General features: G+C 69.1%; 21 protein-coding genes and 5 pseudogenes. 15 read left to right on the top strand and 11 right to left on the bottom strand.

Going from position 1 to position 25,049, the window contains the following annotated elements:
* Positions 1-124 precede the first annotated feature (124 nt).
* The 3 genes from ACGFYQ_RS29920 (at position 125) to ACGFYQ_RS29910 (ending at position 2,451) form a co-directional block, all read left to right on the top strand.
* On the top strand, positions 125-661 hold the full coding sequence (locus tag ACGFYQ_RS29920; protein WP_393749267.1) for a DinB family protein: 537 nt from the start codon (positions 125-127) through the stop codon (positions 659-661).
* A gap of 123 nt (positions 662-784) precedes the next feature.
* Positions 785-1,549, top strand: coding sequence for an alpha/beta fold hydrolase (locus tag ACGFYQ_RS29915; protein ID WP_393749265.1), 765 nt, complete (start codon positions 785-787; stop codon positions 1,547-1,549).
* A 431-nt stretch (positions 1,550-1,980) separates the two neighbouring features.
* A complete protein-coding gene (locus ACGFYQ_RS29910) occupies positions 1,981-2,451 on the top strand; it encodes a barstar family protein (RefSeq protein WP_393749263.1) in 471 nt (156 codons plus the stop codon).
* Here the strand turns inward: ACGFYQ_RS29910 and ACGFYQ_RS29905 are convergent.
* Positions 2,424-2,835: pseudogene (locus ACGFYQ_RS29905) on the bottom strand (IS5/IS1182 family transposase); the annotation flags it as partial. The gene ACGFYQ_RS29910 and the pseudogene ACGFYQ_RS29905 overlap by 28 nt on opposite strands.
* A 14-nt stretch (positions 2,836-2,849) precedes the next feature.
* On the opposite strand from ACGFYQ_RS29905, the gene ACGFYQ_RS29900 reads away from it, so the two are divergent.
* The 3 genes from ACGFYQ_RS29900 (at position 2,850) to ACGFYQ_RS29890 (ending at position 4,719) form a co-directional block, all read left to right on the top strand.
* Positions 2,850-3,677, top strand: coding sequence for a helix-turn-helix transcriptional regulator (locus ACGFYQ_RS29900; RefSeq protein ID WP_393749422.1), 828 nt, complete (start codon positions 2,850-2,852; stop codon positions 3,675-3,677).
* Positions 3,678-4,040: 363 nt separating this feature from the next.
* Positions 4,041-4,196 (top strand): hypothetical protein, encoded by a 156-nt coding sequence (locus tag ACGFYQ_RS29895; RefSeq protein WP_393749261.1) that lies wholly within the window; start codon positions 4,041-4,043, stop codon positions 4,194-4,196.
* Between the two features lie 85 nt (positions 4,197-4,281).
* Positions 4,282-4,719, top strand: coding sequence for a hypothetical protein (locus ACGFYQ_RS29890; protein ID WP_393749259.1), 438 nt, complete (start codon positions 4,282-4,284; stop codon positions 4,717-4,719).
* Between the two features lie 463 nt (positions 4,720-5,182).
* Here ACGFYQ_RS29890 and ACGFYQ_RS29885 read toward each other — a convergent pair whose 3' ends face one another.
* Positions 5,183-6,451 carry an MFS transporter gene (locus tag ACGFYQ_RS29885; protein WP_393749257.1) on the bottom strand — a complete coding sequence of 423 codons (1,269 nt, stop codon included), beginning with the start codon at positions 6,449-6,451 and terminating at the stop codon, positions 5,183-5,185.
* Between the two features lie 134 nt (positions 6,452-6,585).
* Between ACGFYQ_RS29885 and ACGFYQ_RS29880 the strand changes: the two genes are divergently transcribed.
* From ACGFYQ_RS29880 to ACGFYQ_RS29870, 3 genes are all read left to right on the top strand, one after another.
* Positions 6,586-7,545 carry a LysR family transcriptional regulator gene (locus ACGFYQ_RS29880; protein ID WP_393749255.1) on the top strand — a complete coding sequence of 320 codons (960 nt, stop codon included), beginning with the start codon at positions 6,586-6,588 and terminating at the stop codon, positions 7,543-7,545.
* Between the two features lie 297 nt (positions 7,546-7,842).
* On the top strand, positions 7,843-8,280 hold the full coding sequence (locus tag ACGFYQ_RS29875) for a hypothetical protein (protein WP_393749253.1): 438 nt from the start codon (positions 7,843-7,845) through the stop codon (positions 8,278-8,280).
* Between the two features lie 294 nt (positions 8,281-8,574).
* Complete coding sequence (locus ACGFYQ_RS29870) at positions 8,575-9,735, top strand: hypothetical protein (RefSeq protein WP_393749251.1); 1,161 nt, start codon at positions 8,575-8,577, stop codon at positions 9,733-9,735.
* Between the two features lie 67 nt (positions 9,736-9,802).
* On the opposite strand, the gene ACGFYQ_RS29865 is transcribed toward ACGFYQ_RS29870, so the two are convergent.
* Positions 9,803-10,843, bottom strand: a complete 1,041-nt coding sequence (locus tag ACGFYQ_RS29865; RefSeq protein WP_393749249.1) for a hypothetical protein — start codon at positions 10,841-10,843, stop codon at positions 9,803-9,805.
* A 379-nt stretch (positions 10,844-11,222) separates the two neighbouring features.
* Here ACGFYQ_RS29865 and ACGFYQ_RS29860 point away from each other — a divergent pair, with 379 nt between their 5' ends.
* A complete protein-coding gene (locus ACGFYQ_RS29860) occupies positions 11,223-13,655 on the top strand; it encodes a tetratricopeptide repeat protein (protein ID WP_393749247.1) in 2,433 nt (810 codons plus the stop codon).
* A gap of 131 nt (positions 13,656-13,786) precedes the next feature.
* Here the strand turns inward: ACGFYQ_RS29860 and ACGFYQ_RS29855 are convergent.
* A pseudogene (locus tag ACGFYQ_RS29855) lies at positions 13,787-14,243 on the bottom strand (transposase); the annotation flags it as partial.
* A 37-nt stretch (positions 14,244-14,280) separates the two neighbouring features.
* Positions 14,281-14,733 carry a DUF6069 family protein gene (locus tag ACGFYQ_RS29850; protein WP_393749245.1) on the bottom strand — a complete coding sequence of 151 codons (453 nt, stop codon included), beginning with the start codon at positions 14,731-14,733 and terminating at the stop codon, positions 14,281-14,283.
* Between the two features lie 1,027 nt (positions 14,734-15,760).
* Here ACGFYQ_RS29850 and ACGFYQ_RS29845 point away from each other — a divergent pair.
* Positions 15,761-16,579: a serpin family protein gene (locus tag ACGFYQ_RS29845; protein WP_393749243.1), complete on the top strand. Its 819-nt coding sequence runs from the start codon at positions 15,761-15,763 to the stop codon at positions 16,577-16,579.
* 35 nt (positions 16,580-16,614) lie between these two features.
* Positions 16,615-16,890: pseudogene (locus ACGFYQ_RS29840) on the top strand (DUF4265 domain-containing protein); the annotation flags it as partial.
* Between the two features lie 89 nt (positions 16,891-16,979).
* Here ACGFYQ_RS29840 and ACGFYQ_RS29835 read toward each other — a convergent pair.
* Positions 16,980-17,711, bottom strand: coding sequence for a DUF2625 family protein (locus tag ACGFYQ_RS29835; RefSeq protein WP_393749241.1), 732 nt, complete (start codon positions 17,709-17,711; stop codon positions 16,980-16,982).
* 316 nt (positions 17,712-18,027) lie between these two features.
* Here ACGFYQ_RS29835 and ACGFYQ_RS29830 point away from each other — a divergent pair, with 316 nt between their 5' ends.
* The 3 genes from ACGFYQ_RS29830 (at position 18,028) to ACGFYQ_RS29820 (ending at position 19,635) form a co-directional block, all read left to right on the top strand.
* Positions 18,028-18,477, top strand: coding sequence for a transposase (locus ACGFYQ_RS29830; protein ID WP_393749421.1), 450 nt, complete (start codon positions 18,028-18,030; stop codon positions 18,475-18,477).
* A 104-nt stretch (positions 18,478-18,581) separates the two neighbouring features.
* Positions 18,582-19,094, top strand: coding sequence for an SUKH-4 family immunity protein (locus ACGFYQ_RS29825; RefSeq protein WP_393749420.1), 513 nt, complete (start codon positions 18,582-18,584; stop codon positions 19,092-19,094).
* Entirely contained in the window at positions 19,087-19,635 is a 549-nt protein-coding gene (locus ACGFYQ_RS29820; protein ID WP_393749238.1) for a GNAT family N-acetyltransferase, read from the top strand. Before ACGFYQ_RS29825 ends, ACGFYQ_RS29820 begins: the two co-directional genes overlap by 8 nt.
* A 32-nt stretch (positions 19,636-19,667) precedes the next feature.
* Here ACGFYQ_RS29820 and ACGFYQ_RS29815 read toward each other — a convergent pair.
* The 5 genes and pseudogenes from ACGFYQ_RS29815 to ACGFYQ_RS29795 all read right to left on the bottom strand — a co-directional run.
* Positions 19,668-19,844 (bottom strand): annotated as a pseudogene (locus ACGFYQ_RS29815) (Tn3 family transposase); the annotation flags it as partial.
* Positions 19,845-20,073: 229 nt separating this feature from the next.
* Positions 20,074-20,775 carry a thiopeptide-type bacteriocin biosynthesis protein gene (locus ACGFYQ_RS29810; protein ID WP_393749419.1) on the bottom strand — a complete coding sequence of 234 codons (702 nt, stop codon included), beginning with the start codon at positions 20,773-20,775 and terminating at the stop codon, positions 20,074-20,076.
* A gap of 16 nt (positions 20,776-20,791) precedes the next feature.
* Positions 20,792-21,208: pseudogene (locus ACGFYQ_RS29805) on the bottom strand (alkene reductase); the annotation flags it as partial.
* Between the two features lie 28 nt (positions 21,209-21,236).
* A complete protein-coding gene (locus ACGFYQ_RS29800; RefSeq protein WP_393749236.1) occupies positions 21,237-24,398 on the bottom strand; it encodes a trypsin-like peptidase domain-containing protein in 3,162 nt (1,053 codons plus the stop codon).
* Positions 24,399-24,409: 11 nt separating this feature from the next.
* Positions 24,410-24,718: a CU044_2847 family protein gene (locus ACGFYQ_RS29795; RefSeq protein ID WP_393749234.1), complete on the bottom strand. Its 309-nt coding sequence runs from the start codon at positions 24,716-24,718 to the stop codon at positions 24,410-24,412.
* Between the last annotated feature and the right edge of the window lie 331 nt (positions 24,719-25,049).

The following is a 25,049-nucleotide window of genomic DNA, read 5'->3' as shown; positions in this document are numbered from 1 at the left end:
CCCGCCCGACTTCGACCCCGTGTGCTCCTCCTCGGCGGTCTTCACCGCCGTGGCCCGCCGCAGACGGTCGGCCCTGGCGCATATAGGACAAGATCTGACCTCGTTGCTGTCTACGCTGCCGTGCATGACCACTTCTTCTTCCTCTTCGCAGAACCAGGCCCGACCGCTTTCCGGTGAGCGCGGAGAGCTCCTCCAAGCCCTCGCGGAGCAGCGGGAGCTGTTCCTGATCACGCTTCGCGGGCTGACCGACGAACAGGCCGCCCGGCGCACCACCGTCAGCGAGCTCACGCTCGGCGGGATCCTCAGGCATCTCGTGTCCGGGGAGCGGGTGTGGACGCAGATCCTGGTCAAGGGTGACGGCGAACTGCCCGACGGCATGCTGGACATGGAGCAGTACCGGATGGGCGCCGGCAACACGCTCGACGGGCTGCTCCGGCAGTACGCGGCGGCCGCGGAGGCGACCGAGGACGCCGTCGCGGGCATGCCGGACCTGGACCGGACCGTGCCGCTGCCCGTCACCCCGTGGTCCCCGCCGGAGCCCGTCCACTGGTCCGCGCGCCGGATCCTGCTCCACCTGATCAAGGAGACGGCGCAGCACGCCGGGCACGCGGACATCATCCGCGAATCCCTGGACGGGGCCAGTTCCACGGCGCAGCGCTGACCTCCGGCCCGCGCCGACGCCGCGGCATGGCGACCGGACGGGCGGGAAGGCGCCTCACCATGGGGACACCGGGAACGCGGCCGGTCGCAGAGGGCCGGTTCTGCCACCGGGGGGGCCGAGCTGGTGTACGACGACGCCGGCACGGGACCCCTGGCGGTGTACGCGCACGGCGGGTTCGTCAGCCAGGCCGTCGAGCGGCGGATGGACCTGTTCGACTGGGCGCCGGTCCTTCGGGCGGGCCGGCGCCTGGTCCGCTACGACGCACGCGCGCACGGCCGCTCCACCGGCCGGCCCGTCGATGAGGACTACACGTACGCTTCGCTCGCCGACGACCTGCTGAGCCTGCTCGACCACCTGGGTGCCGCGGAGCCCGTCGACGCGATCGGCGCGTCGATGGGCTGCGGCACCTGCCTCCACGCCGCCGTCCGGGCGCCGGACCGCTTCTCCCGGCTGGTCCTGCTTCTCCCGCCGACCGCCTGGGCGACCCGGGAGGGGTACGCCCGGGCCAACCGGGCCGCCGCCGACACCATCGAGCGGGAAGGGGCGGGGGACTGGCTCGCCGCCCGAGGCGCCCCGCACCGCCCCGTCGTCGTCGCCGACGTCCCCGAGTTCCCGCCCACGCCGCCGGAGCCGATCCTGCCGTCCGTCCTGCGCGGCCTGGCCCGCTCCGACCTGCCCCCGCCCGCCACGCTCGCCACGCTGGGGTGCCCGGCTCTGATCCTGACCTGGGTGGACGACCCCGGCCACCCCGTGTCGACGGCGGCCGCCCTGGCCGACTGTCTGCCGGAGGCCGAGCTCCACCTCTCCCGTACCCGCGCCGACGTGCGGACCTGGGGACTGCGCATCGCGGACTTCGTCACGGGCCCCCGCCCCCGCCACGGCCCCTGACACGATTCAGCGTGATGGCACCGTGTGATGTCCACTGGGTGTGCGGTGCGGCGGGGAAGCGCCGCCCCTGTCCGTCAGCGGTCCCGGCGTGTTGAGGATGTGCTGCACCAGGTCATCATCTCCCCGCCCTTGAGATCATCCTTTCGAGCAGTCAGTACCTGGCCAGCCGAGCCCGGGTTTCACCCACGCCGCCGCCCCAAACAACGCGCCCCCATCGTCGGTACAGCCAAGGGCAGCCGGTCCCGCCATCCTGAACACGTACGCCGCCACTCACGCCGGTCAACTCCCCACCGTGAGAGAGGTCTGGGAGACGCTGCTGGACGAACGCGACGCCGCCGTCGCCTACGCCGTCTGGTTTGGATCTAGACTTTGCAGCTTGCTGCCGTCACCGGCTCTGACGGTGATGGACGCCCTGGATCACCGGAGGGAGGATGGCGGTGCACATCGTGCCCTGGGTACACGTCGTTCCGGAGCAAGGCGCCCTGCCTGTCGATCTGCTCCTTCCCATGACCGGCAGAACGTACGTAGCGCGGCTCGACGGCCGGGAGATGCGCGACACGGACTCCGTCTTCCAGCAGTTCTACGACGGACTGAAGCTGCCGGATTACTTCGGGTGGAACTGGAATGCCCTCTCCGACTGTCTGCGTGACCTGGAGTGGCTGCCCGCGGACCACTACGTACTGATCGTCGAGGCCGCGGATGAGGCGCTGTTGGGCGATGCCGCCGGGCGGCGGCTGCTCTTCGGGACTCTTCTACGGGCAGGACAGCGGTGGTCCTCCACACAGCGGCCCGAGGGCATTGACCTCAGCAGGCTCGTAGTCGTCATGTCCTGCGACGCAGCATCCGTTCCGGACCTGCAGGCACAACTGCGAACGTGCTGGGAAGAGACGGTCTCGTCATAGAACGGCTTCATCTCGCGGACCAGAGAAAGATGCCCTGCGACGTGGAGTCCGGCCAGGTAGGTGGTCGTGGTCTTCTCCTGGCGGGTGGCGATGCCGCGCCACTGCTTCAAGCGGTTGATACACCGCTCGACCGAGTTGCGCTGCTTGTATGCTTCGCGGTCGAAGGCCGGGGCCGGCCACCGCGGCTGCCTCGACGCAGTCGGTGGCCCCGAAAACCGGTCCGCCGGAGGGGGATCACCGCTCGGGTGCCGCGCTTGCTCACGTGGTCGCGAATGACGCGTGAGGAGTACGCCTTGGTGGATCTTTGTGGTCAGTCCGCCGCGGGACCGCCCGAGTGCCTCACCGGTCCAGGGCCCCCTCTTTTTGGGCTCCGGCCGCGTGCCGATCTTGCGGGCTTCCTGCGGACCCGGCGTTCCCGGGTCGAACCGGCGGCCGTCGGCATCCCCACCGACAGCCGCCGCCGGGTCGAAGGGCTGCGCCGCGAAGAGGTCGCGCACCTGTCCGGAGTCAGCGTCGACTACTACGTACGTCTGGAGCAGGGCCGCGCGACCCAGCCCTCCGAGCAGGTCCTCGACGCGCTCGCCCGCGTCCTCGGCCTCGACGAGACCGAACGCGGGCACCTGTACCGGCTCGCCCGGCAGCGCCGCCGCCGCGCGAAGGCGCCGGGCGGGCGGATCCGGCCGGAGCTGCTGCGCGTCCTCGACCTGGTCGCCGACGCACCCGCGCTGATCATGGACCACCGCCTGGACGTGCTCGCCGGGAACCGCCTCGCCGGGCTCCTCTACGGCCGGCCGATGCCGGGCCTGAACACCGCCCGGCACATCTTCCTTGAGGAGGCCGAGCGCGGCCTCTACGCGGACTGGGAGCAATGCACCCTCGATGTGGTCGGGCACTTGCGCCTGGCCGCCGGCAAATATCCCGAGGACGCCCGCCTCGCCTCGCTCATCGGCGAGCTGGCGATGGGCAGCGAGCGCTTCCGCCGCCTCTGGGCCCGCGCGGACGTGCGTGCCCGGACACATGGACGCAAGGCGTACCGGCACCCGCTGGTCGGACTGCTGGAACTGCACCAGGAGAACTTCGCACTACCGGGCGAATCGGGCATGGAGCTGCTGGTGCTGTCCGCGGCCCCCGCCAGCCCGACCGAGGACGGGCTGCGCCTGCTCGCGGGCCTGGGCGCGGACAGCGGTGACGCGCATCCCACAGTGAACGCTCAGGCCCGCGAGTAACCTGGCGCTCGACGCCGACTCTGCCGCGCAAGCCGTGGTCAGGAACCGACCAGGGCGCCGATCGGCTTGTGGTCCGCCGCCTTCGTCAGCCGTTTCGCGGCCGTGGCGGTCCTGTCTGCGGGACCGTCTGCTGAGTGATGCAAGTCCGTTGACCTGCCGGAGCCACCCGAGCGGATCGCGCGCCTGGACCCGCTCCGCGGGGCCGGGTCTCCGCCGCTCACTAGGATTCCGTCATGATCCAGGACGGTGAATCGATGCGTGGCGGCCTGTCGACGGTGCGTCGTGAGGGCGAGACCATCCTCAGGCCCTGGCGCGTGTGGACCCCCGCGGTGCGGGAACTGCTGTGCCAATCCCGTGCACGGGATGCTGGCCGGGCAGATCAACGACTCCGACGGACCACTGACGGTGACGCTCTCCGTGCTCGACAGGGGGCTCCTGCTGGCCGCGGACGATGGCGGCGACGGGCATGCGGCCCTCGCCCCTCGGGCGTATCCCTGGGCCGAGGTCACTCACGTGTGACATCGAGGGGCACCACACCGAGGGCGACGCGGTCGTCACGCAGTGGGTCTACATTCAGCGGCTGGACTTCGCCGACGACACCGTCGTGACCTCCCGACTGGCCGACCCACCGGTCACCACCCCGGGGGCCGTCTTCCGCACGGGTCAGATCGCCGACCGCCCCCCTTCCTCCATCTGGCCGCTGCTGGCACACATCCACACTCGCGTGACCCAAGCACAGCTGGCCAAGGCCAAAGCCACCCTGGCGGCAGGAGGCCAGGTGGAGTTCGGTCCCGTGACCGCTGTCCGGGACGGGCTGCACTACCAGGGCACCCACATACCGTGGGAGGACATCACTGTGCTGCGCTACAGCTTTGTCCACACCAGCGTCGACGAAGAGGAGCTCGGTGCGTATCTGCGCATGGAGTTCCGCGACCGCGAGGCCGGCGCATACGGATTCCCTTTCCAGCGCCTGCGGATACCGGCCCTCGACGTACCAGATATGGAAGTACTGGAGCGGCTCGCCGCCGAACGCCCTGCCTGAGGCATATCGCCCGCTGACGGATTGCCACCAGCGCACCGCCCCTGGGCGTTCTCACCGACCGTCGCGATTTGCGCGGCGCTGAACCTCCCCACCCTGTGCTCGGGGTGGGGAGCAGAGCGGCTCGGCCTGATTCCCCAGGTAGACCCGCGCTGACTTGCGGATGGGCGCCACAAGGGGGGCCGCCCGATAGCCAGGGCGGCACCCGGGCCGTGGTGGCCGGTCCAGCGTGCGCTTAGCGCAGCGCGTGAGCGAGGCAGCCGAAGGCGCCCTTGTTGTCCGGGGCCGCCATAAGGCTTCAGGTGTGTGAGGCGGGTGGGCTTGCGCCGTAGGTGCCTCCCAAGTATCTGGGGGCTGTTGAAGCACATTGGGCACGTGAGCCACGATGTCGCTTCGAAGAAGGGCGGTTCCGGCCGGCAGGCCTCGCTCGGTGCAGCCCGATCGCGGTGACGGCCGTAGCGGCCCGTCAGGTGCGGTTCGGTGCCGGTTCCGGCTCGGAGACGTGCGCTGCCGAGCGGCGGGGGAGCAGCAGCGGGGTCGCCAGCAGGAGCACGCCGGCCAGGCCGATGGCCGTACGCGGGCCGAGCAGGACGCCCAGCACGCCCCAGACGGCCGTCAGGAGCGCGGTCGAGGCCTTGGTCGTTACCGCCCAGGCGGACAGGGCGCGGGCGACCCGGTCGGTCGCGGTGCGCTCGAGGCGGTAGGTGGCGCAGACGGGGTTGAAGACCCCGCAGCAGAAGATGAGTCCGAGCTCGACGCCCATCGCCAGCAGCAGCCCGCCGGTGCCCGGCCCCAGGAAGGCCAGGCCGACGGGCCAGATCGCCCGCAGCGCCCCGGCCATGACCAGGACCTGGTGCTGCCCGAACCGGGTGACGAGCGGTCGGGCCAGCCGCGAACCGAGCAGCCCGCCGATCGCGGGCGCGGCGAAGGCGAGGCCGTACTGCCACGGTGCGAACCCGAGCCGGCCGAGCATCAGGACGGCCAGCAGCGGCTGGGCGGCCATCACCAGGCCGTTGAACAAGGCGGTGTTGAAGAACAGCGGGCGCAGCGTCGCGTCGGCGAGGATGTACCGCCAACCGTCGAGCAGGTCCCGAGCCCGCATGCGCGCGGCCTCCCGGCGCTCGGGCAGCGGCTCGTGCCCGCCCATCGCGCGGATGCCCAGGGCCGAGAGCAGGTAGCTGACCGCGTCGGCCACCACCGTCGCCACCGGACCGAGGAGCCCGATCGCCGCACCGCCCAGCGGCGGCCCGATGATCGTGGTCGTCCAGGCCGTGGACTCGAACCGGGCGTTGGCGACGAGCAGGTCCTCGGCCGGCAGCAGCGTCTTCAGGTACGCACCGGAGGCGGCGCGGAAGGTGATGTCGGCCGCCGCGACGGCGACCGAGACCAGCAGGAGCTGAAGGAAGGTGAGCACGTCGAGCGCGAACGCGATGGGGATCGTCAGCAGCGCCGCGAACCGCACCAGGTCCATCGCGATCAGCACCGGCCGCTTGCGGCGGAACTCCACCCACGGGCCGAGCGGCATCGCCACGGCCGCGCCCACCGCGGCCCCCACGGAGGAGAGCACGGCGACCTCGGCCGGTCCGGCGTGCAGCACCTGGATGGCGATCAGCGGGAACGCGCCGAAGGCGAGCCACGTGCCGAGCGCGCTGGTTCCGTACGCTCCCCAGAGCCACCCGAACCGCTGCCCCAGCCGATGTCCGAGCAGATGTCCCAGCCGGTGCCCGCTGCCCATGCCCACCGCCCCTCGCCACTCACCCGCACAACCGATCCGCGATCGGAAGCATCAAAGCGAGCGCCTTACCCGGGGGTCAAACAACCACAGGTCCGCCCAGCCACAACCAGCGGTTGTACCCGTAGGGTGTTGGCATGGACCTCGACACCGTCCGGACCTTCGTCGTCGCCGCCGACGCGGGGCAGTTCCAGGAGGCCGCCGCCGAGCTGGCGGTCACCCAGCAGGCCGTCTCCAAGCGCATCGCCGCGCTGGAGCGCAACCTCGGCGTGCGGCTGTTCACCCGCACCGCGCGCGGCGCCGAGCTCACCATCGACGGGCAGGCGTTCCTGCCCCACGCGCGCGAGCTGCTGCGCGTCGCCGACCGCGCGGTGGCGTCCGTGCGCCCCGGCCGCCGTCCGCTACGCGTCGACGTGATCGCCTCGCGCGTCGCTCCGTCGGGCCTGATGCGCGGCTTCCACCGCGCACACCCCGAGATCGAGCTCGACGTGGTGATGTTGTTCGACATCGAGACGGCGGTCGCCGCCATCCGGTCCGGTGCGATCGACGCATCCTTCCGCGCCGTCGCCGCGCCCGGCCGGCCCCTTCCCGAGGACATCGAGTCCGTCCGAGTGCTCGACGAGCCGCTCCAGCTCCTCACCGGCCCCGCCCACGCGTTGGCGGGCGCCCGGTCGGTGCCCCTCGCTCAGCTCGCCGGGCACCGGATCTGGATGCCCGGCATCGTCCCCGGTACCGAGTGGGCCGCCTACTATGACGACCTCGCCGCCGAGTTCGGCCTGACCATCGAGGCGACCGGCCCCAACTTCGGCTCCGACGCGCTCCTCGACACCATCGCCGACACCCGGGCCCTGGCTACCTTCATGGGCGAGCAGACCCGCCTCGTCTGGCCCGCCGGCCACGGCCTGCGCCGCATCCCGGTGACCGACCCGACGCCCGTCTACCCGCACTCGTTCCTCTGGCACCGCGACAACCCCCACCCGGCGCTGACCACCCTCCGCGCCCACCTCGCCGCCACAGCGGCCGCCCACCTCGCCGCCACAGCGGCCGGCCACGACGCCGCCGGGACCTGGGCGCCGGGTTGGGCGATTCCGCGCTGAACGCCGCCGCGTCTGCGATCATCGTGGCCGGATCGAGGGACGGTGACCGCGGGGGCGGGCGTGGCCATCGGCACACTCCGACTCTCCCCCTCCGTATGCCTCATATGCCTTGACGGTGATCAAGGCTGTGAACCGCCGATCCAGCTCAGGCACCCCGGATAAGTGCGGACGGGCTGGGCGGGGTCCGGACACTGAACGAGCGGGCAGCCCCGGCTGACCGACGGCAGCCGTTCGCCGGACTCGGCTCTGACCGGAATTCCGTGGTGGCCCCCTGCGCCTGCGTGGTCTACTCGCGGCGTGGCCACCTCGAACATGTACTACCGCGACTCCGGGTTCTGGGTCCGCGACTTCCAAGCCGAGATATGGCTGTACCTCTTGGCGCAGGAAGCAAGGGCGGTCGCTGACGCTCCGGCGTGGTTGGCCCGCGCCTGCGACGACTGGGAGATACAGGCCACGACCGGCTTCGTGGGATGCGTCTCGTCATGTCTGGACGAGCGCCTCGGAACGGACTCCGATCGCGTCGCGCTCGCGCTCCACCTCTCGGAGCGCGCCCTGCAGCGACTGCTCGCATGGGCCCCGGCCATCCCGAAGGATCTCGTGAACTCCTTCGGCACGGCCGGCGATGAGCCGTTCTTCAGGGACCAGCCCACCGACCCCCTGCTGGCGTGTGGTCGCGCCTTCATCAGCCTTCTTCGGGGAGAGCTCCCGCCCGGACACGACAGCTGGGCGTGCTGATCTCGCCCGGGCAGATGCTCACACCTGGTTGAGGATGCGTATCCGGAGAAGTCGGAACGACGCTCGGCGGCGTCGAGGTCCTGGCGGAGGAACCCTGCGAAGCCGCCCATCGGTTTCGGAGCATCTTGCTCGGCTCGGCGGATCCATTCGAGCAGGAAGCATCCGCGGCGGTTGCGGACCAGGTCGGTGAAGGCCCGGGCGAGATCGCAGGCCCGGGTGATGTCCGGGCAGGCAAGCCGGACTTCGAGGAGGCGCTGTACAGGTCGGAGTCGGGGTAGCCATTGGGGGTGACCGGTGGTGGTCGAGGATGATGCAGGGATGACTGATCAAGGTCCCTGCCTGATTCCGGCGCCGTTGTTCGATGACGGGCGCATACCGGTGCTCGTCGGCGGCTCGGCGATAGCCGGGCGCTACATGGTGGGTGGTGCAGTCGTCGTCATCGGCCCAGCCGGAATGGTGATCATCGTGAAAGCGGGAGACCGCCCTGGCCTGAGCGGTGTGTGGAACGCGGAGGAGGTCCGTCTGATCGGGCCCGCACCGGCGCCCGTCGCAGAGCGACTCATGGGGTCGCCCTGCAGCGGGGACGAGGGTTCGTCTCCGATCCACATCGCGGTCGGCATGGAGGAAGAGGTTCTCTACCTGGGCATCGGCCGGATAAGCCGCGCCAGCGTGTCCGACGGCGTTCTGACCGACTGCGAACTGCGCCTTGAATCCCCGCTGAGCAGGGACTTCCTCGACCGAGTGCGTCCACCGCGCCCTCCAGAGGACCTGCCGGGCCTGGATTGGCTCAGGCATGTGAACGGCGACAGGGCGGCAGCACTGAAGGAGTTCATCACCGGCTGGTACCCGGCCCCCACCGAGGCGGATACCGAAGAGGCCGGACCTCCCACGACCCGCACTGCGTCCTACCTGCCCGATGGGCTGAGGCAGTTGTACCGGCTCGCGGAGCGGCGGCCGGGCGTCCTCGGAGTCCAGAACAGAATCCTGCCCGAGACCCGCCTGCACACTGACCTTCGCGGGGAGATGCGCATCTTCGGCGACGAAAGCCAAGGAGGTTTCTTCTGGTCGCTCCTCTGGACGCTCGACGAACCGGAGGTCGATCCGACGGTCTGGTTCGGTGAGTTCGATGAGGAACCGATCGCCGAACAGGAACCGCTCAGCGGCTTTCTGATCCAGTTCTCCCTCTTCGAGGCTTCCATGGGCGCCGACTACCTGGCCCTGCCCCGCAGACTCACCGCACTACAGGTCGAGCAGATCACCCGAGCCCTCCACCTCGCGCCACTGCGTCCCTTCTGGCCCTGGGTTCCCACGCACTTCTACGTGGCACCCGGCCTGGTGATGCGTGTCAGCAGCGAGGACGGCGAAGAATTCGACGTCTGGGCCGGGGCCACCCACCGAAGCGCTTTGAACCCACTGGCCGACCTCCCCATTGACTGGCTCCGCTTCGACGGCTGATCATCACAACATCAGCGACAGAGCACGCTCATCGTGCAGGGGGTTGATCTATCCGAGGTCGGCCGGGCTACTCGAGGACGGTGCGGAACCTCACTCGGACCGCGACAAGGTCGCCAGATACGTCCAGGTCAGCGAACACGGGGAAGTATCCGTCGCCCCAACTCGTCATCGTGCAGAGCAGTCGGGCATCGCCGACATCCACGGTTCCAGCTTCGGCTTCGGAAGCGCGGACCTGGCGCATGACCTGCCAGTGATGGGAGTGCGGCCGGAAGTCCACCGCCATGCGACGTCCCGTCTCTTCCTTCCACCTCAGCAGCGCACGGGTCTTGTCGATCGCCTCGGGGACGGCCAACCCGGTCCATCCGCGAATCCCGTCCTCGCCAGGCTCGCCCAGTTCAGGTGCCGCGAACAATGCGGCGGCTTCATCCGCTGCAGCGCCCCAGAACGCGACGTCGGCCAAGCCGTCCACGGGCTCGTCGTGCTGCCAGGCGTTCAAGGCATCGGCATCGCCGAAGAGCACCCGGGCCCAGTCGACACGGATGTCACCTAGCGGTACGGACGACTCCACCACGGTGTCCCGCATCCGAATCGACACCTCCGACCAACGCGATCCGATGCCGTCGCCGAAATCGGCCCGAGAAGCCTGTACCGGCAGGTACCGGTCTCTGGGCACGCCGCCCACTGCGACGACGGGCACCCCGAACATCAAGAAGCTGCCACCGCCTCCATCAACAGTGCGACGCACCCGATGGGCATGTGACTCGCGACTCGGCAACGCCTCCAGATGGGCATCCAGACCGGTTGTCCGGCAGTGCTCGTCGAACGTGGTCGCGAGTTCTGCGGTTCCTGAAGCCGGGATGTCGTGGAGCATGGCGCCTGGCTGCCGGTCGAAGCTGCGGGCTGCTGTCGCAGCGTCTGGGCCGACTACTGCGAAGTCAACTGCGTCGATGACATCGGCAGCCACGGCGCCGTCATCAATGCCAAGTGCAGCGGGATCGATCTCCGCCGGGGACCGCTCCCCGCTCCACAATCCAAGATGGCCACCGTCGATGACGATCAGGTTCCCGGACGGGCAGCTGATCTCGCCGAGCTTGAGAATCTCTTCCATGGCGCGCGAGTCTACGGCTGCACGTCGCGCCGTCAGGTGGCGCATCGGGTCGCTGACGAGCCCGGTGGGCGACTACCACCCTGCTGCGGCTGGAGGCGTAGGGATAGGCGCCGCCGACAGGCATGTTGTTGCCCGTCCGGCCGACCCAGGCGTGCGCTTGGTCGAAGTCCGCCGCCCACAACTGTTCGTCCTCAGCTGCCCAGGCCGTCTTCAGCTCCCTTCGACGCATGCGAGCGGTCGAGGAGTGAAACCGTGTGCGTACGGGCATGTCTCTTCGCTCAGCGACAGTGGGGGGTCGATGACGACAAGCCTCGCCAGGCGACGACGTGAGGTCTTGATACTGGCTTCCGGGCCAGTCCTCGGGGCCGGCGTGGGCGTGGTGACCAACCTGATCACCTCCACCTGGAACTGGTGGCTCTTCGGGGCGCTGCTCCTCTTGGTCTCCCTCGGGGCCGTGGGCGCCGCACTGGTGCCGGGCAGCGGTTCTCCCGCAGACGACTCCGCCCAGGTCGAGGTTCCCGACGGCCACAGCGGCGGCCCGAGCACACTCCCTCCGGGGACCGCGGTGTTCGCCGACCGCGAGAGTGAGCTTGGCCGAATCCTGAACGCCCAGCCACCCGCAGCGGGGCCACGGCCCCTGGTTTGCCTTGTTACGGGCCCTCCGGGGAGCGGCAAGACGGAACTTGCCGTGCAGGCGGCCCACCGCCTTGCCGTGCGCTATCCGAGCGGTCAGCTCTTCGTCGGGTACCGCAGCAATGCTCCGGAGGCCGGTCGACTCCTCGTGGAAGACGCCCTGGCCGCCCTGCTGGCCGCCGTCGGCGCCGCTGCGGGAACCACGCAATTCGATCCGCGCAGCATGACCAGCCAATGGCTGAACACCGCCAACAACAGACCGTTCCTCATCGTCCTCGACGACGTGAACCGAGCCGACCAGGTGGACCCCCTTCTTCCGGGATCCCCCCGCTCGATGGTCATCGTCACCAGCCGGACCATGCTGACGGGCCTCGACGCGGACGTGCACATCGAGGTCGACGCCCTGAGCGAAGACGGCGCCAGGTCGGTCGTCACCGCCATCCTGCGCCGAGGCTCCCGCACTGTCGACGACACAGTGATCGACGCGGTGGTGGCCGCCCAGTACCGCCTGCCCCTGACCATCCGGCACATCGCCGACCGGATTGTGGCGGAGCGGACACCGATCGCCCTTCGCGCCGAGCCGCCCATCCCCGTCAGCAGTGCAGGTACCGAACCCATGCTGGCGGCGATCGAAGCGCTGGCGCCGGTGGATCACCTGGTCTTCCGGCGGATGGCACTCCATCCAGGACCACACGTCACCGCCGAGATCGCCGCGGTCCTGGCCGATGTGTCCCTCCCGGAAGCGGAAGGCGCTCTTGCCCTGCTGCATGAGCATGGACTGATCCTCAGGCCCGATCCACACGGATACGGTCTGCACGACCTGGTGCGATCGCTGGCACACCGGGAGTGCAACCTCCGGGACGGAACGTGCGCCCAGGCCCGCGAGCGGCTGTTCACATGGGCGGCAGACCAGCTGGTACGGGCCAACGATGGCATCCACGCCCCACTCCACCTCGGGGAACCCCAGGCGACCATGAACGAGGAACAGGCACTGCAGTGGCTGCATCGCTACTTCGAGGACCTGCGGTCGGTGGCACGCCTGGCCATCGACAACGCCTGGCCGGAGAGTTGGCGACTGACGGCCGGGCTCGCCTACTACATGCGCGTGAAGAAGCGGAACATCCACCAGGCGATAGGACTCAACGAAGCCGCGCTGCGGTTCGCACCGGCGTCGGACGAGGCCGGCAAGGCTCACTGTCAGGCGCAGTTGGCGGCCCTGCATCGTGTATCGGGAGAGTACGGCGAGGCTCTGGAGCAGGCCGAAGAAGCGACAGAGGCCTTCATCCGGCTGGGTGACCGATGCAACCAGGCGTATGCCGCCGCCGAAGTAGGCATGAACCAGTACCACCTGTCCCATTACACCTCCGCACGCGAAACGATGGCTCGTGCCGTCGAGCTCCACCAAAGCGAGGGCCAACCGCGCGGGACGGCGAACGGTCTGGGGGTTCTCGGGTTGATCAAAAGGGCGACGGGCAACTACCGAGAAGCACGGGAACACCTCAGAGAGGCCCTGACCCTCTACCGTCGGATACAGAACCATCGCAACGAGGCATGGATTCTCATCGAACTCGGCGTCATCGACAGGCTGACCGGAAAACTGCGCAGGGCTGAGGCGCGGTTCAACGCTGCGTTACGCATCAACACCAGGTTGCAGGACGGGAACGGCTGCGCCTGGGCCCGGCGCGAAATCGGGATCCTGAAGAGGATCCGCGGTCAGTACGACGAGGCCCGTACCCTGCTGGAGGATGCGCTGCGGGAATTCGAGGCATTGGAAAGTCAGCGCAACATCGCGGACGCGGAGGTCGAATTGTGCTCCCTGCACCGCGCGTTGGGGGAGACCCGCACTGCATTCGGTTACGGTGAGGAGGCGCTCCAGAGGTACGAGCGCATGCGAAACCGCCGAGGCGGTGCGTGGACGAAGATCGAGCTGGGCGCACTCGACGCCGTACGAGGCGCATTCGATCTGGCGGACAGCAAGTTCAAGGAAGCGCGCAGGACCTACCAGGAGATCGGGGATCCCTCCGGCGAAGCCCGCGCCAACCTGGAGCTGGGCAGACTCAAGCTGAGCCGGGGTCAGGATGCGGCAGCGAGGCCGTACCTTGTACGGGCCCGGGACCTCTACACCGAGCTTGGTGCGCCGCAGGCCGCGGAGGTACGGAGCCTGCTCGACGGAGAGTGACACGACCGACCGGAGCGCGCGGTGAAGCTCGGCGGCCAGGAGGGCCCCGGTGTTCCGGTTGCACGGCACCCCCGGCAGCTGAAACGGCCCCGCGCCCACGTCCTGTACCAGCTCGACACCCACCTTGTTCTTTATGGTCTGGGATGGTCCCGTTCGATGAGGGCATCGGGTCGTTTCACGGTTTTGCCGACGTCGTAGCGGGTGGCGGGTCGCTGGTTCTTCGAGCCGAGAGGTCTGCCGGGGCCGGGCCGGGCCGGTTCGGTTTCGGTGCACGGGCTGGGCATGGCAGGTGAGCACGGAGGTTCCGGAACCCGCGTCGAACCCGAGCCGGTGTGAGCCGGCCGGGCGGGGCGGGCTTCGCCCAGGGGCGGCGGAGGCCTTCGGCAACCGCCCACCCCCAGCTCGTCGAATCTGCGCAGGAACGCCTGCCAGCGCAGGTCCACGTCGGCACCGGTCATGCCGATTTTTCGAGGACCACAGCCAGACCGGCAGCGGTTCCCCGCCGCCCGGCAGGTGGTCGACCTCCAGCCGGATCAACATGCCCTCGATAAGGGGGAGGTCGCCGTCGTGGTCGATCCAGGCGGAGCGGTGGGCATCGTTCGCGGTCAGACCAATGAAGAACAGCTCAATGGTGGCGGCGGTGGAGCTTCAGGGTGGTGACGACCGCCACGCCGAGGGTGATGTGCATGAGGGACAGGGCTGCGACGGTGCCGCCGTCGGCGCCGGACGACAGCGGGCCGGCAACCGACAACAGTGCCAGCCCACCGCCCACGTACTGCGCGATCCGCAGGAAGACCGGCTTCCACAGGCCCATCAAGAGGGCAGCGCCCGTCCCGACGACCAGCGGGACGACGGAGGCGCCGATGACGCCCCCGACCGTGATCGGGTGCTCTTCGCTGCCGTCGACGACGATGAGCGAGGCACCGGCCAGCTTGGCGACGGCAAGAACGATCAGATTGACTACGGCCGCGCCGACCGCGCCGGCGACTAGCACCTTCCACCAGGTGAGGCCGGAACGGTGGACCGAGGGTGCGGCGGGCACAGCGGGGCCGGAATTCGGAACGGCATTGCTCGACATGAGACTTCCTCCAACGTGTGAAGTGCTGCGCTGCCGTACGGCCAGCGGCACACGAAGAAGCCTCCAACCTGAACCTCACTTGAGGTCAAGCCCTGTCCCGGCCCTGCGAGGTCAGACCATGAAGAACAAGCTCAGTACCTGCTTCTGATCCCCCAAAGGCCAGTTCACAGACCGACTGCCCCGGCTCCGGGCTTGGGCCGCGTTCGCTGACCGGTTGCGGTGACCGTTCAGCGAACGGCATTGCTGGGGCTCATGGGGTATGTGGGGCCGACGATCAAAATGCCGTACGGCATCTTGGTCAAGGCTGCCCAGGTGACATCGACCCGGCTATATGCCCGCGTTCGTCGAACTGTTCCCGAGCGAGGGCGGGGGGGGCGGCCCCATGCACCTATTGTGCCGGCCCGGCCGATCTTGCCCGCCCACAGCTCGGGCTCCACGAACGGCCGGGCCTTGTACTGCTCGATCAGCTGCCGCCCGTGCTCAGAAGTGCAGGCCACCACTTCGGCCGACGGTGAGCTGCCCACCGCCTTCGGGGAGGGCTTGCGCGGCCGCTGAGCCAGCGCCGCCAAGCCGAAGGAAAACCGTCCGGCCCAGCGGCGCCCACCACGTACGCTCCCGGCATGAAGAACTCGACGGTAGGGGCGGTCAACCGGCTCGCGGCGCGCTGGGCCGCAGTTGCCTGCGGCGGGAACCGGGGTACGGTCCTCACCGCGGCCGGGGTCTGGCCTCTGCTCGCCCTCCTCGCGGACGGAGCGGCGGCACGGCCCGCGCGGAGCTGGCGGAGGCTCTCGGCATACCCGCCGAAGAAGCGTCTGGGGCCGCGCGGGAACTGCTGGCCGCGCTGGCCGGCGTACGGGGCCTGCGGGCGGCGACGGGCCTGTGGTCCAAGGCCGACCTCCCCCTGGATCCGGCCTGGCTGACCAGGCTCCCCGAGGGTGCCCGGGGAACGCTGACCGGCAACCCGGACGCCGACCACAAGACGCTGGACGCGTGGGCTGCCGAGCGGACGGACGACCTCATCGACCGCATGCCAGTCAAGCTTCCGGAGGACCCGGACGAGATCAGGCTGGTACTGGCATCCGCGCTCACGCTGCGGCTGAAGTGGATCCAGCCGTTCCGGGAATTCCCCCACGAAGCGGACGAGGGGCCGTGGGCCGGCCGGCATCTGGTCATGCTGCACCGCACCACGTCCCTGCTGGATCGGGTCAAAGTGGCGCACGGACCCGCAGGTCCGGTCACGCTGCTGGAGGTGGTCGGGGACACCGGGGTCGACGTCCACCTCGTCCTGGGCGAGCCCGGCGCCCCGCCGGGAGCGGTCCTGTCGACCGGGATCCAGGCCGCCACCAGGGCCCGTCCGTCTACAGGCGCGAGCCTGCTCCCCGTTGGAGACCCGGGCCCCGGCCTGACCATCCGCACGGTGCCCTCCGCGTCGCCCCGGCCCTGCCTCAGCGTCTCGACACCCGCCTTCGAGGTCCGGGCGGAGCACGACCTCCTGGACCAGGCCCGGCTGTTCGGCCTGGAAGCCGCCTCGGACACCCGGGCCGGCCACTTCCCCGGGATCAGCTCCGCCCCCCTGGCCGTCGGCTCGGCGCGGCAGTCGGCGCTCGCGCGCTTCCACGCACGGGGGTTCGAGGCCGTTGCGGTAACCGCTCTCGCCATGGCGGTGGGGGCCGGCCCACCCCGATGCCGCTACCGCGCCCGCCACGCGAACGTGCGCTTCCACCGGCCATTCGGCTTCATGGCCGTACACCGCACCTCCCGCCTCGTCCTCGCCGCCGGCTGGGTCACGGACCCGAGCCCGTACGAGGAGCCGGATCGGGAATACGAGGAGGAGTACTGGGAGTAGGCGGCGCCGTCCGAGAGGCCAGGACCGTCTCAGTTGCTGTCGGGCGTGTCAGTTCCTCCGGCAGCTGCACGATTCGAGTTGTGCCCGTCCCTGCCGGCCCCCTGGGACGCAGCCCCCAGGCAGTGCATCAGCGCCTTTCATCGTTCGGGCTCGGAGGTGAGGTCTTCAGCGAGGACTTCCCCATGGTGGCCTTCACCGCACCGGCCGACGCGGACTTCGCCGGGATCAAGGCACTCCTGACTCAGGGGCAAGAGCAAGGATGGTGGCACTACGAAGTCGGCTGCGGCACTGATCAGTGGTGGAGCGCCTGACCTCTACGAGATCCCAGGGCTTCGCGACCATCCGATGGCACGCGCTCAGAGTTCGCTGACACAGGCACCAGGAGCGGCAGCGAATCCAGTCACACGTCGCCCAGGAATCCAGGATCGGACGGCCCCATCTGCCGGGCGAAGTCCGCGGCGACTCCGAGCACCTCGCGCATCGGCACAGGCCGCCGACTCGTGGCCGCGAGATCGGCGTGCGCTTCCTCGGACCACAGGAACGGATACACGGAAACACCCTGCCCGAAGGCCAGGGCCGCGGACTCCTCACGCCAGCCGGGCCAGCGCATTCCGTCATAGAACGTCTCCAGCCTGCCCGAGAGCAGCCAGGAGACCCACTCGGAGTGGCCCATCTCCATTGCCTCCCACGCCAGAGTGTCGGGAGCGAAGTACGTCATCTGGCCAGGTGCCCCAGGACGGCCCGCAGCCGCGGGATCGCCACCGTTCAACGCGAAGACTCCTCCGACGACGTCGTGGCCGACGACAAGACCTGTCGCGGGATGCCAGCCAGGGTCGAAGTCCATGGGGAAACGGTTGACCTGCGCCAGACTCGGGAGTCGCCCATCCGCGACCGGACCCGAACCCCCGCCGAACACTCGCACCCACCCGTTGTCCACGAGCAATCCGCCGGTGTTCAACGCCAGAGCACCCAGCGCCGATCGCGCGCTGACCTGCATCTGCAGAAGGCATCGGCGGCCCTCGTCGATGTCGCCGGGCAGCACTTGAACCGGAACGGAGCTCGCCCCGACAATCCCCTGAAGCTCCGGCCACGCCGGACCGTCCACATTGACCAGCTCATCGATCGCTCGCATCCGAGGATGGTCGCACCCTTCGGTATCGCCTCATCATGTGGGCTGGACCGCGATCACTCGGAGGCCGGGTCGATGGATCGGGTAGCAGCGACATTGCGGTCAAGCTCCGCTGACAATGGGCAAATTTCACTGTCACAGGACAGAGATGGACGCACCCACCCCACCGCCTCCCACGCGCGCGACCTGGGCGCCCTCCCAGGCCGGTCCCTGAACTTCTTGCAGGGGACCGGAGCCCCGGGTGTGAGCCGAGGAAAGCTAAGGCGCGTCGCCCGGCCAGGTATGTACTGGTCGGGCGCCGCTTGGCTGTCGCCCTGGCCTGGGGGCAGCGGCGGAAAGCCGCAGACTCCGTGGGGGGCTGCCGACGCCAGTAGGGCCGACCGCGGGCACACGCAACGACTGCACCCAGGCCGAGAGTGTCACCGGCCTCATCCGCGTCGCGGGCGGCGGCCCCGGACGCCCCCGCCTGCGGCAAGAGCGGGTCATCGCGGACAAGGGCTACTCGTCCCGCACCTTCCGCGCATACCTCCGCTGGCGCGGCATCAAGGCCACCTTCCCCGAACGGGTCGACCAACTCGAGGGCCGGGCCAGGCGTCGGGAACGGCCCTGCCTCTTCGGCAAGGCCGTCTACCGGCGCCGCAACGTCGTCGAACGCTGCTTCCACCGCCTCAAGCAATGGCGCGGCATCGCCACCCGCTACGACAGACACCCCGACCGATACCAGGCAGCGATCACCCTCGCCAGCACCCTCATCTGGCTCGACAAGTGATCGACAAGACGCTGCCCAGGCCCTGTCCGATGGGTCGTCCACGAGGTCTGAGAGGATCAGGCCGGGTGGATGGATCGCATAGTGGAGGTTGTCGGTTGCCGACCATGCTGTGGCTGCCGTATGACGCGGGTTCTCTCGCACGCCTGGCTGTCGGCGGCGAGGCGGTGTCTGCGCTGGGCGAGCGAGGGTTGCCGGTCGACTGCCATCGCATGTTCGTGAGGGACTCGGCTCGGGAGCTGGAAGTCCGCGATCTTCCGCAGGGCCGGGCTGCGTTCCTCGGAGCGTTCGAGGACGGCGGCAACACGTACTGGCTGCTGATCGACAGCGGTGAAGTCTGGATGGTCCGCGGCTATGAAGCCGATGGGGACCAGCAGTACGGCTTGGTCAACTCCTCGGTTGCGGGTCTGCAGCAGGTCCTGGGGGTGTGGGAGGCGTTCGCCTACTCGGGAAGAAGCGAAGCGGACGACGACTACGAGGACTACATCGAAGACGTCATTGAGCGGGCCCGGCAAAGCGATCCGAGCGGTTTCGAGGACGAAGACTCCTGGTGGTCACGCGTCTTCGAGGAAGTCGAGCTTGGCGTCCTGGGCCCGGAAGAGGTTGCCCACCATGACTGAGCTTGGACCCGTCGTCTGGCCACCTGCCCCGATAAAGACCGAGCGGCTCGTGCTCCGCCAGTCCGCGGCCCGAGACCGTGCGGCGTTCATCGAGCTGTTCGCATCGCCAGAGGTGCGCACCTACCTCGGTGGCCCTCGACCGCGTGATGAGCTCGAACGCGCGGTGCCTGAAGTACCTGGGCGCCGCCCCGGTGTTTTCGTGATCGATGTTGACGGAGCGATGATCGGCACGGTCTCGTTCGACCGACGTGACGCCGAGCGTCCGGGTCACGTCCTTCCGGATGCCAGGGAGGCCGAGCTCGGTTACATGTTCCTGCCGGAAGCGTGGGGACGCGGGTACGCCGCCGAGGCGTGCGCAGCGGCACTCGACTGGTTCGCCGACGCGCTTCCCGGCGAGCCGGTTGTGCTCTGCACCCAGACCGCCAACAACAGCTCGATGCGTCTCGCGGAAAAGCTGGGGTTCACCGAGGTGGAGCGGTTCGAGGAGTACGGCGCCGAGCAGTGGTTCGGCGTGTGGTCCTCGGTCACGCCGTCCGGTTGAGCTCGTGCTCGGAACGGGGGGTGTGCCGGCCGTCAGTCCTCGTCGTCCTCGACGGCGTCCGGATCCCGGAAGGGGCGCAGGCCCTGGCCGGGGCCGCTGGCCTTGATGTTGAACAGGTAGCGGCCCAGGAAGTTGATGTGCCGGTCCTTGAGTGGGGAGAGCCGGGCGACGTCCTCGTCCTTGATGTCGTGGCCCTCAGCTTGACGTTGAACGTGATGGGCAGCGGTCCATCGTGGCCCGGTCGGCCCGGTCGGCCCGGTCGGCCCGGTCTGAGGCGCCGCGAAGCGCCTCGGTCACCGGCAAACCGGCGGCGTCATCGAACGGTGCCGGCTTTGTGCTGACCGCGAAGCCCCCAGGTCAGCGGCATATGTGACAGGCCATCACAATCGGTCGGCATCCTGTGTGCCCCCTCACCACCCGGCCACCCAGAATCGGGGTTCAGGCTCCTGAAGCCAGGCTGTGGCGGGTGCGGTAGAGCAGTTCCAACGCCGTGTTCTCGGCAGCACGGTCCGTGCCCAGGAGGCGGTTGCAGTGCAGGTGTACGTAGCTGTGGCACAGCTCGGGCAGCGTCTTGCCGAGTTGCCGGCGGCGTTTCAGATCGGCGAGCCGGTCGGCGACGTCTGCCAGGTGAGGACGACGCTGGGTGAGGACGTCGCCAATGGGACGAGGAGGTGGTCTGCGCAGCAGGTCACAGAATTCCGCCTTGCGGGTGCGGTACTCCGCGCCCGCGAGCCGTCGCTGGGGAGTCTCCCGGTGGTAGAAGCGGAGCCTCTCGGCTTCGCTCAGGCCGAGCCCGGTCAACAGGTCGTCAATGGTGAGCAGGGCCAGGCCCGTCCTGTCGAGCCGAGACTCCCCGGCGAGGTCGAGGGAGAGCAGGTCGAGAACGGCGGAGCTGTCGGCGGAGTACAGCTGTTCGGTGACGTCCATCCCGATGAGGCCGCCGTAGCGTTCGACCTCACGATCGTAGACGTCGAACGTGAACCGCGAGACGTGGCCGTCGGCGAGGAGGGTGCCGGCCCAGTCGCTGAGTGCGGGGACGAGCACGGAGGGGTTGCCGCGCAGGCGTAGCCGCAGGTGGGGTTCGGGGTCCGCGTAGCGCAGGAAGACGCGTCGGTCGGCATGGCGGTCCAGCGAGCGGATGAGCTCGCGGATACCGCAGTTCGGTCAGCAGCACGGTGTAGAGCTCGCGGACGTCGGTCTCCTCGACTCCCCAGAACCTTCCGCCCGGTGAGAGCCGGATGCCGGTCCTGTCCCCGCCGACGGCCTCGACAGTGACGGCGGCCGCTTCGACGGCGAACCGGATCCGATGGGCGATCGAGCCGCCGTAGCGGTCCGTGCGCAGGTTGGCGTTGGATGAGAGGAACTGCGAGATCAGGTAGCCGTTGGCGCCGTGCAGTTCCACACCGTCGAAGCCCGCGTCGACGGCGCGGCGGGCGGCCCGGGCGTAGGACTGTGCGTGCTCGGGTACTTCGGCGGTGTCCAGCGCGCGTGGTGTCGGAGCGGGCTGGGGCCCGGTCGGGGTGAACACGTCGCCGACGGTGGGGACGGCTGAGGGACCGACCGGAGTCGTGCCGCGACCTCTGTTCGGTTCAGATCCGAGTTCACGAAACGCTATCAGAGGTTGGGCAAACGGGCCCTGAATGGTGTGGAAGGTATGTCTTTCGTTCTTCTGGGGTGAAGTCGCGTTTGACTGTGCGGCAGATCTTCTGGATTGCCGCGGAGGGTTGGTTGAGGAGGACGTCCCGCAGTTGTACGGTGCGGTCGGCGCTGGCGGTGGCGAGGGTTTGTCCGTCGGGGCTGAAGGCAACCGACAACACTGTGTCCGCGTGCCGGAATGGGGTGGCACGGGACATGCCGGTGGCCACGTCCCATAGGCGGGCAGTCTTGTCGGTGCTGGCGGTGGCGAGGGTTTGTCCGTCGGGGCTGAACGCCACTGACTGCACCGCGTCCGTGTGCCCGACAAGGCGCGTGGTGCGGGGCTCGCCTGTGGCGGTGTTCCACAGCTGTACTGTGCGGTCGGTGCCGGCGGTGGCGAGGGTTTGTCCGTCGGGGCTGAACGCCACTGACTGCACCGCGTCCGTGTGCCCGGTCAGGACGACGCGGGTCCTGCCACTGCTGACTTCCCACAGTCGCACGGTGCGGTCAGTGCTGGCGGTGGCGAGGGCGTGTCCGTCAGGGCTGAACGCCACTGACTGCACTGCGTCTGCTTGTTTGAGCAGGACGACGTGGGCCTTGCCTGTGGCGACGTCCCAGAGCTGTACGGTGCCGTCGTTGCCGGCGGTGGCGAGAGTCCGTCCGTCGGGGCTGAAGACCACTGACAGCACTGCGCCTGCTTGCTTGGGCAGAACGACGCGGGCCCTACCTGTGGCGACGTCCCACAGTCGAACGGTGCGGTCGCTGCCGGCGGTGGCGAGAGTGCGTCCATCGGGGCTGAACATCACCGAATCCACTGCGTCGGAATGGCCGGTCAAAGGTCGACGCAGTGAGCGAGACGCAGCGGTTTGCAGACTTGCGATGGACTCGGGAGTACTGCTGGTTCGGTATGCCTTGACGGCCAGCAGCGAAGCGAGTTCAGGGTTGGCATCAATGAGGGTCTCAGACCGGATGGCAAACTGCCGGGATACTTCTGCTTGCCGCTGGGCGTCCGCCGCCCGCCATTGCAAGAACGCGGCTCCTCCGGCGAGCATTGCGAGGAGCATGAGGGCCAGCAGTGTCGCAAGGGTCGTGTTCAGGCGCCTGGTACGCCGGATGACCGCCTGTTGCCGCTGCTTGCTCGCGGTAAGAAAGGCGGAGATGTCGGCCGGCAGTCGGCGTTGCCGGGCCCACTCCAGCCCTTCCGCGAGCGCTGTTCCCCCGAGCAGGTCTCCTGGATCGCCTTTCGCGGCATAGCTGGCATGCCGTTCACGGATTCGGTCGAGCCAGTCATGGAATCGGTGATCCTGCCTGACCCACTCGCTGAGTGCTCCCCAGTCACGGATGAGCGCATCATGGATCAGTTCGGCCACTGGTTCGCCGGGAGGGGCACCGGGGTGTTGGGGGTCGCGCAGCGTCTGGGTGGTGATGATGCGACGACGAGCGAGGGCGGCCATGACGGTGTCGACGTCCCGGTCGGGTGCATCGTCGGGGCCCGCCGCTAGGTCGCGCAGTTCGTCGAGGGGGACTTGGGCGCGGACGGCCGGGATGCGGCGGCTGCGGTCGGCGGGACGCACCAGTGAGGTCAGGATGCGTCGCGCGGTGAGCCGTTGCTCGGAGGGCAGTTCGTTGAGGGCGCTGTCGCACCAGGTGGTCAGGCTTCCGCTGACTGCTCCGAGGCGACGGTAGGCCTCATGGGTGAGGTAGCCGTCCTGGCGGCGGAGCCAGAGCTGGCTGAGCGTCAGCTCCAGCAGGGGGAGCACAGTCACGGGCGCCTGTCTGGCGGACGCTTCCTCGGGATTGGTCGCCAGGACGTCGGTGACGATCCGCTCCGGCAGCCCTGGTTGGAAGCGGAGACCCACGTCCCGGGCGGGGAGGGCGATGATGTCGTCCAGGTCCCGCTGGTTCAAGGTGCCGGGAACGTTGAGGAGCCCTGGCGTTGCTGCTTTCAGCAGCCTGGGCGCCAAGGCGGCCAGCTGGGGATAGAAGTCGTCCCGCATGACCAGGATCACGCTGAGTTCGGCATGCGAATCGACCGCTTCGGCGATCTGGTCCGCGACGGCCAGACGGTTCCGCGGGTGACCGTCGACCGTCTGGATGAAGAGCTCTTCGAACTGGTCGATGATCAACAGGATGCGTTGATGGGCGGGCTCGGCCGCCAGCCGTCGGGTGACCGCCCCGGCGATCCCGTCGGTGACGGCCGTCGGCAGCCCCGCCCGTTCGATTTCCGCGGCCAGGTCCTGTCTCGGCCGTGCAAGCATCACCAGCCAGCGGTCACTCCCCGGCAACTCCTCCTCCGCCAGTGCCCGCAGCACCCCCGCCTGGATCAGCGAGGACTTGCCCGACCCCGACGGCCCGAGCAGCAGCGTCAGCCGCCGCTGCTGTGCCAGGTTCGTCACGACCTGGCGTACCGCCTCCTGCCGGCCCTGGAACCACCGAGCGTGCTCCGCCGTGAACGGCTCCAGCCCCCGGTACGGGCACACCCCCCGTTCCGCCAGCTCCGGCAGGATCTCCCGCAGTACCTGTGTCGGAGTGACATACGCGACGCCCTGCCCCCGTTCGAACTCGTCGGGCGCGGCGATCTCCGTGACCATGCCGATGACCAGGCCGGTCACCTCGTCGAGCACGGGCCCGCCGCTGAACCCGGTAGTGAGATCGTTGGCCGCGGTGAGCTGCAGGTGCGCGCTCCTGCCGCCCGAGCCCGGCAGCAGATCGCCGGCCACACCGAAGCCGAAGTGCCCTTCGGGCGGAGCCTGCGCGGGGAATCCGAACGAGCGCACATGGTGGCCCCGGCACCCCTCCGCAGAGCCCAACGGCAGCGTCCGTGCATCTGCCGGCATCCGGCTCAGCCGGATGAAGGCCACGTCCTCGTCCTCACTGGCACGCCACAGGTGGCCGGTGACCGACCCCTCTACCCGGTCCGCACCCCTCACGTGGGGGAAGGCCAGCTGCACCACAGCCTCCGGGCCGCCTCCAGCCGCTTCGACGACATGCGCGCAGGTGACCACGACCCCGTCGGCCACCAGGAACCCCACCCCGGCCACGCCTCCGTCCGGCCGGAGGACCTGAACAACGGCGGCGAGCAGGTCCGATGCGTTGCCCTCACCCAGTTCCTTCTCAGCGCTGCTCACCCGGTCAGCCCCTACTCGTGACTCGTGTCTGCGTGAGGGTGATCGGATCGGCCCTTCCAGGGCAGGTCGACGTCGAACTCGACGGTGATCTGATCGGGATGGGCCTTGCGTAGCTGGCCAAAGATGGCACGGGCGGCCTTCGTGACCGGCTCCAGGGCTCCTTCCAGCGTCACTGGCAGCTCGCGTACGGCGTCGCTGATCCGGCCGGCCTCCACCGGCCCCACCCGCTCGTCCTGCTGCTCGACCAGAACGCAGCCTCCGCCGTCCAGCGAAATCCGGGTCAGAGGTGTCAACACGCCTCCGTCGTCTTGCGTGCTCACGCACCTGGGATCTAGGCCAGCATGCTTTCCACAGCCGCACGCTAGAGGAACGGCCAACCCGAAGGCTGTGCCTGCCCCGAGTTGAGGCCAGGTCTCACCCGCACGGGCGAGGCCCCACCTCGGTCTACACCGGTGCGACCTGCTTCCAATGGCTGACGCCCCGCACGCACGCTTGCCGCGGATCGCCCTGCCCAGGAGTACGCCGGCCGCCTGAGACGTATCGCCTTACTGATCGTTTCAGAATGCCGCCCTGCGGAGACGCTGTCGGCCCCGTGAAACAATCCCTTCAGTCACAGGCTCAGGGGGGATGACGCCGTATGGAACGGGTTGG

The organism is Streptomyces sp. NPDC048258, assembly GCF_043201995.1.
GTDB lineage: Bacteria > Actinomycetota > Actinomycetes > Streptomycetales > Streptomycetaceae > Streptomyces.
This window is presented reverse-complemented; position numbering and strand designations above follow the sequence as displayed.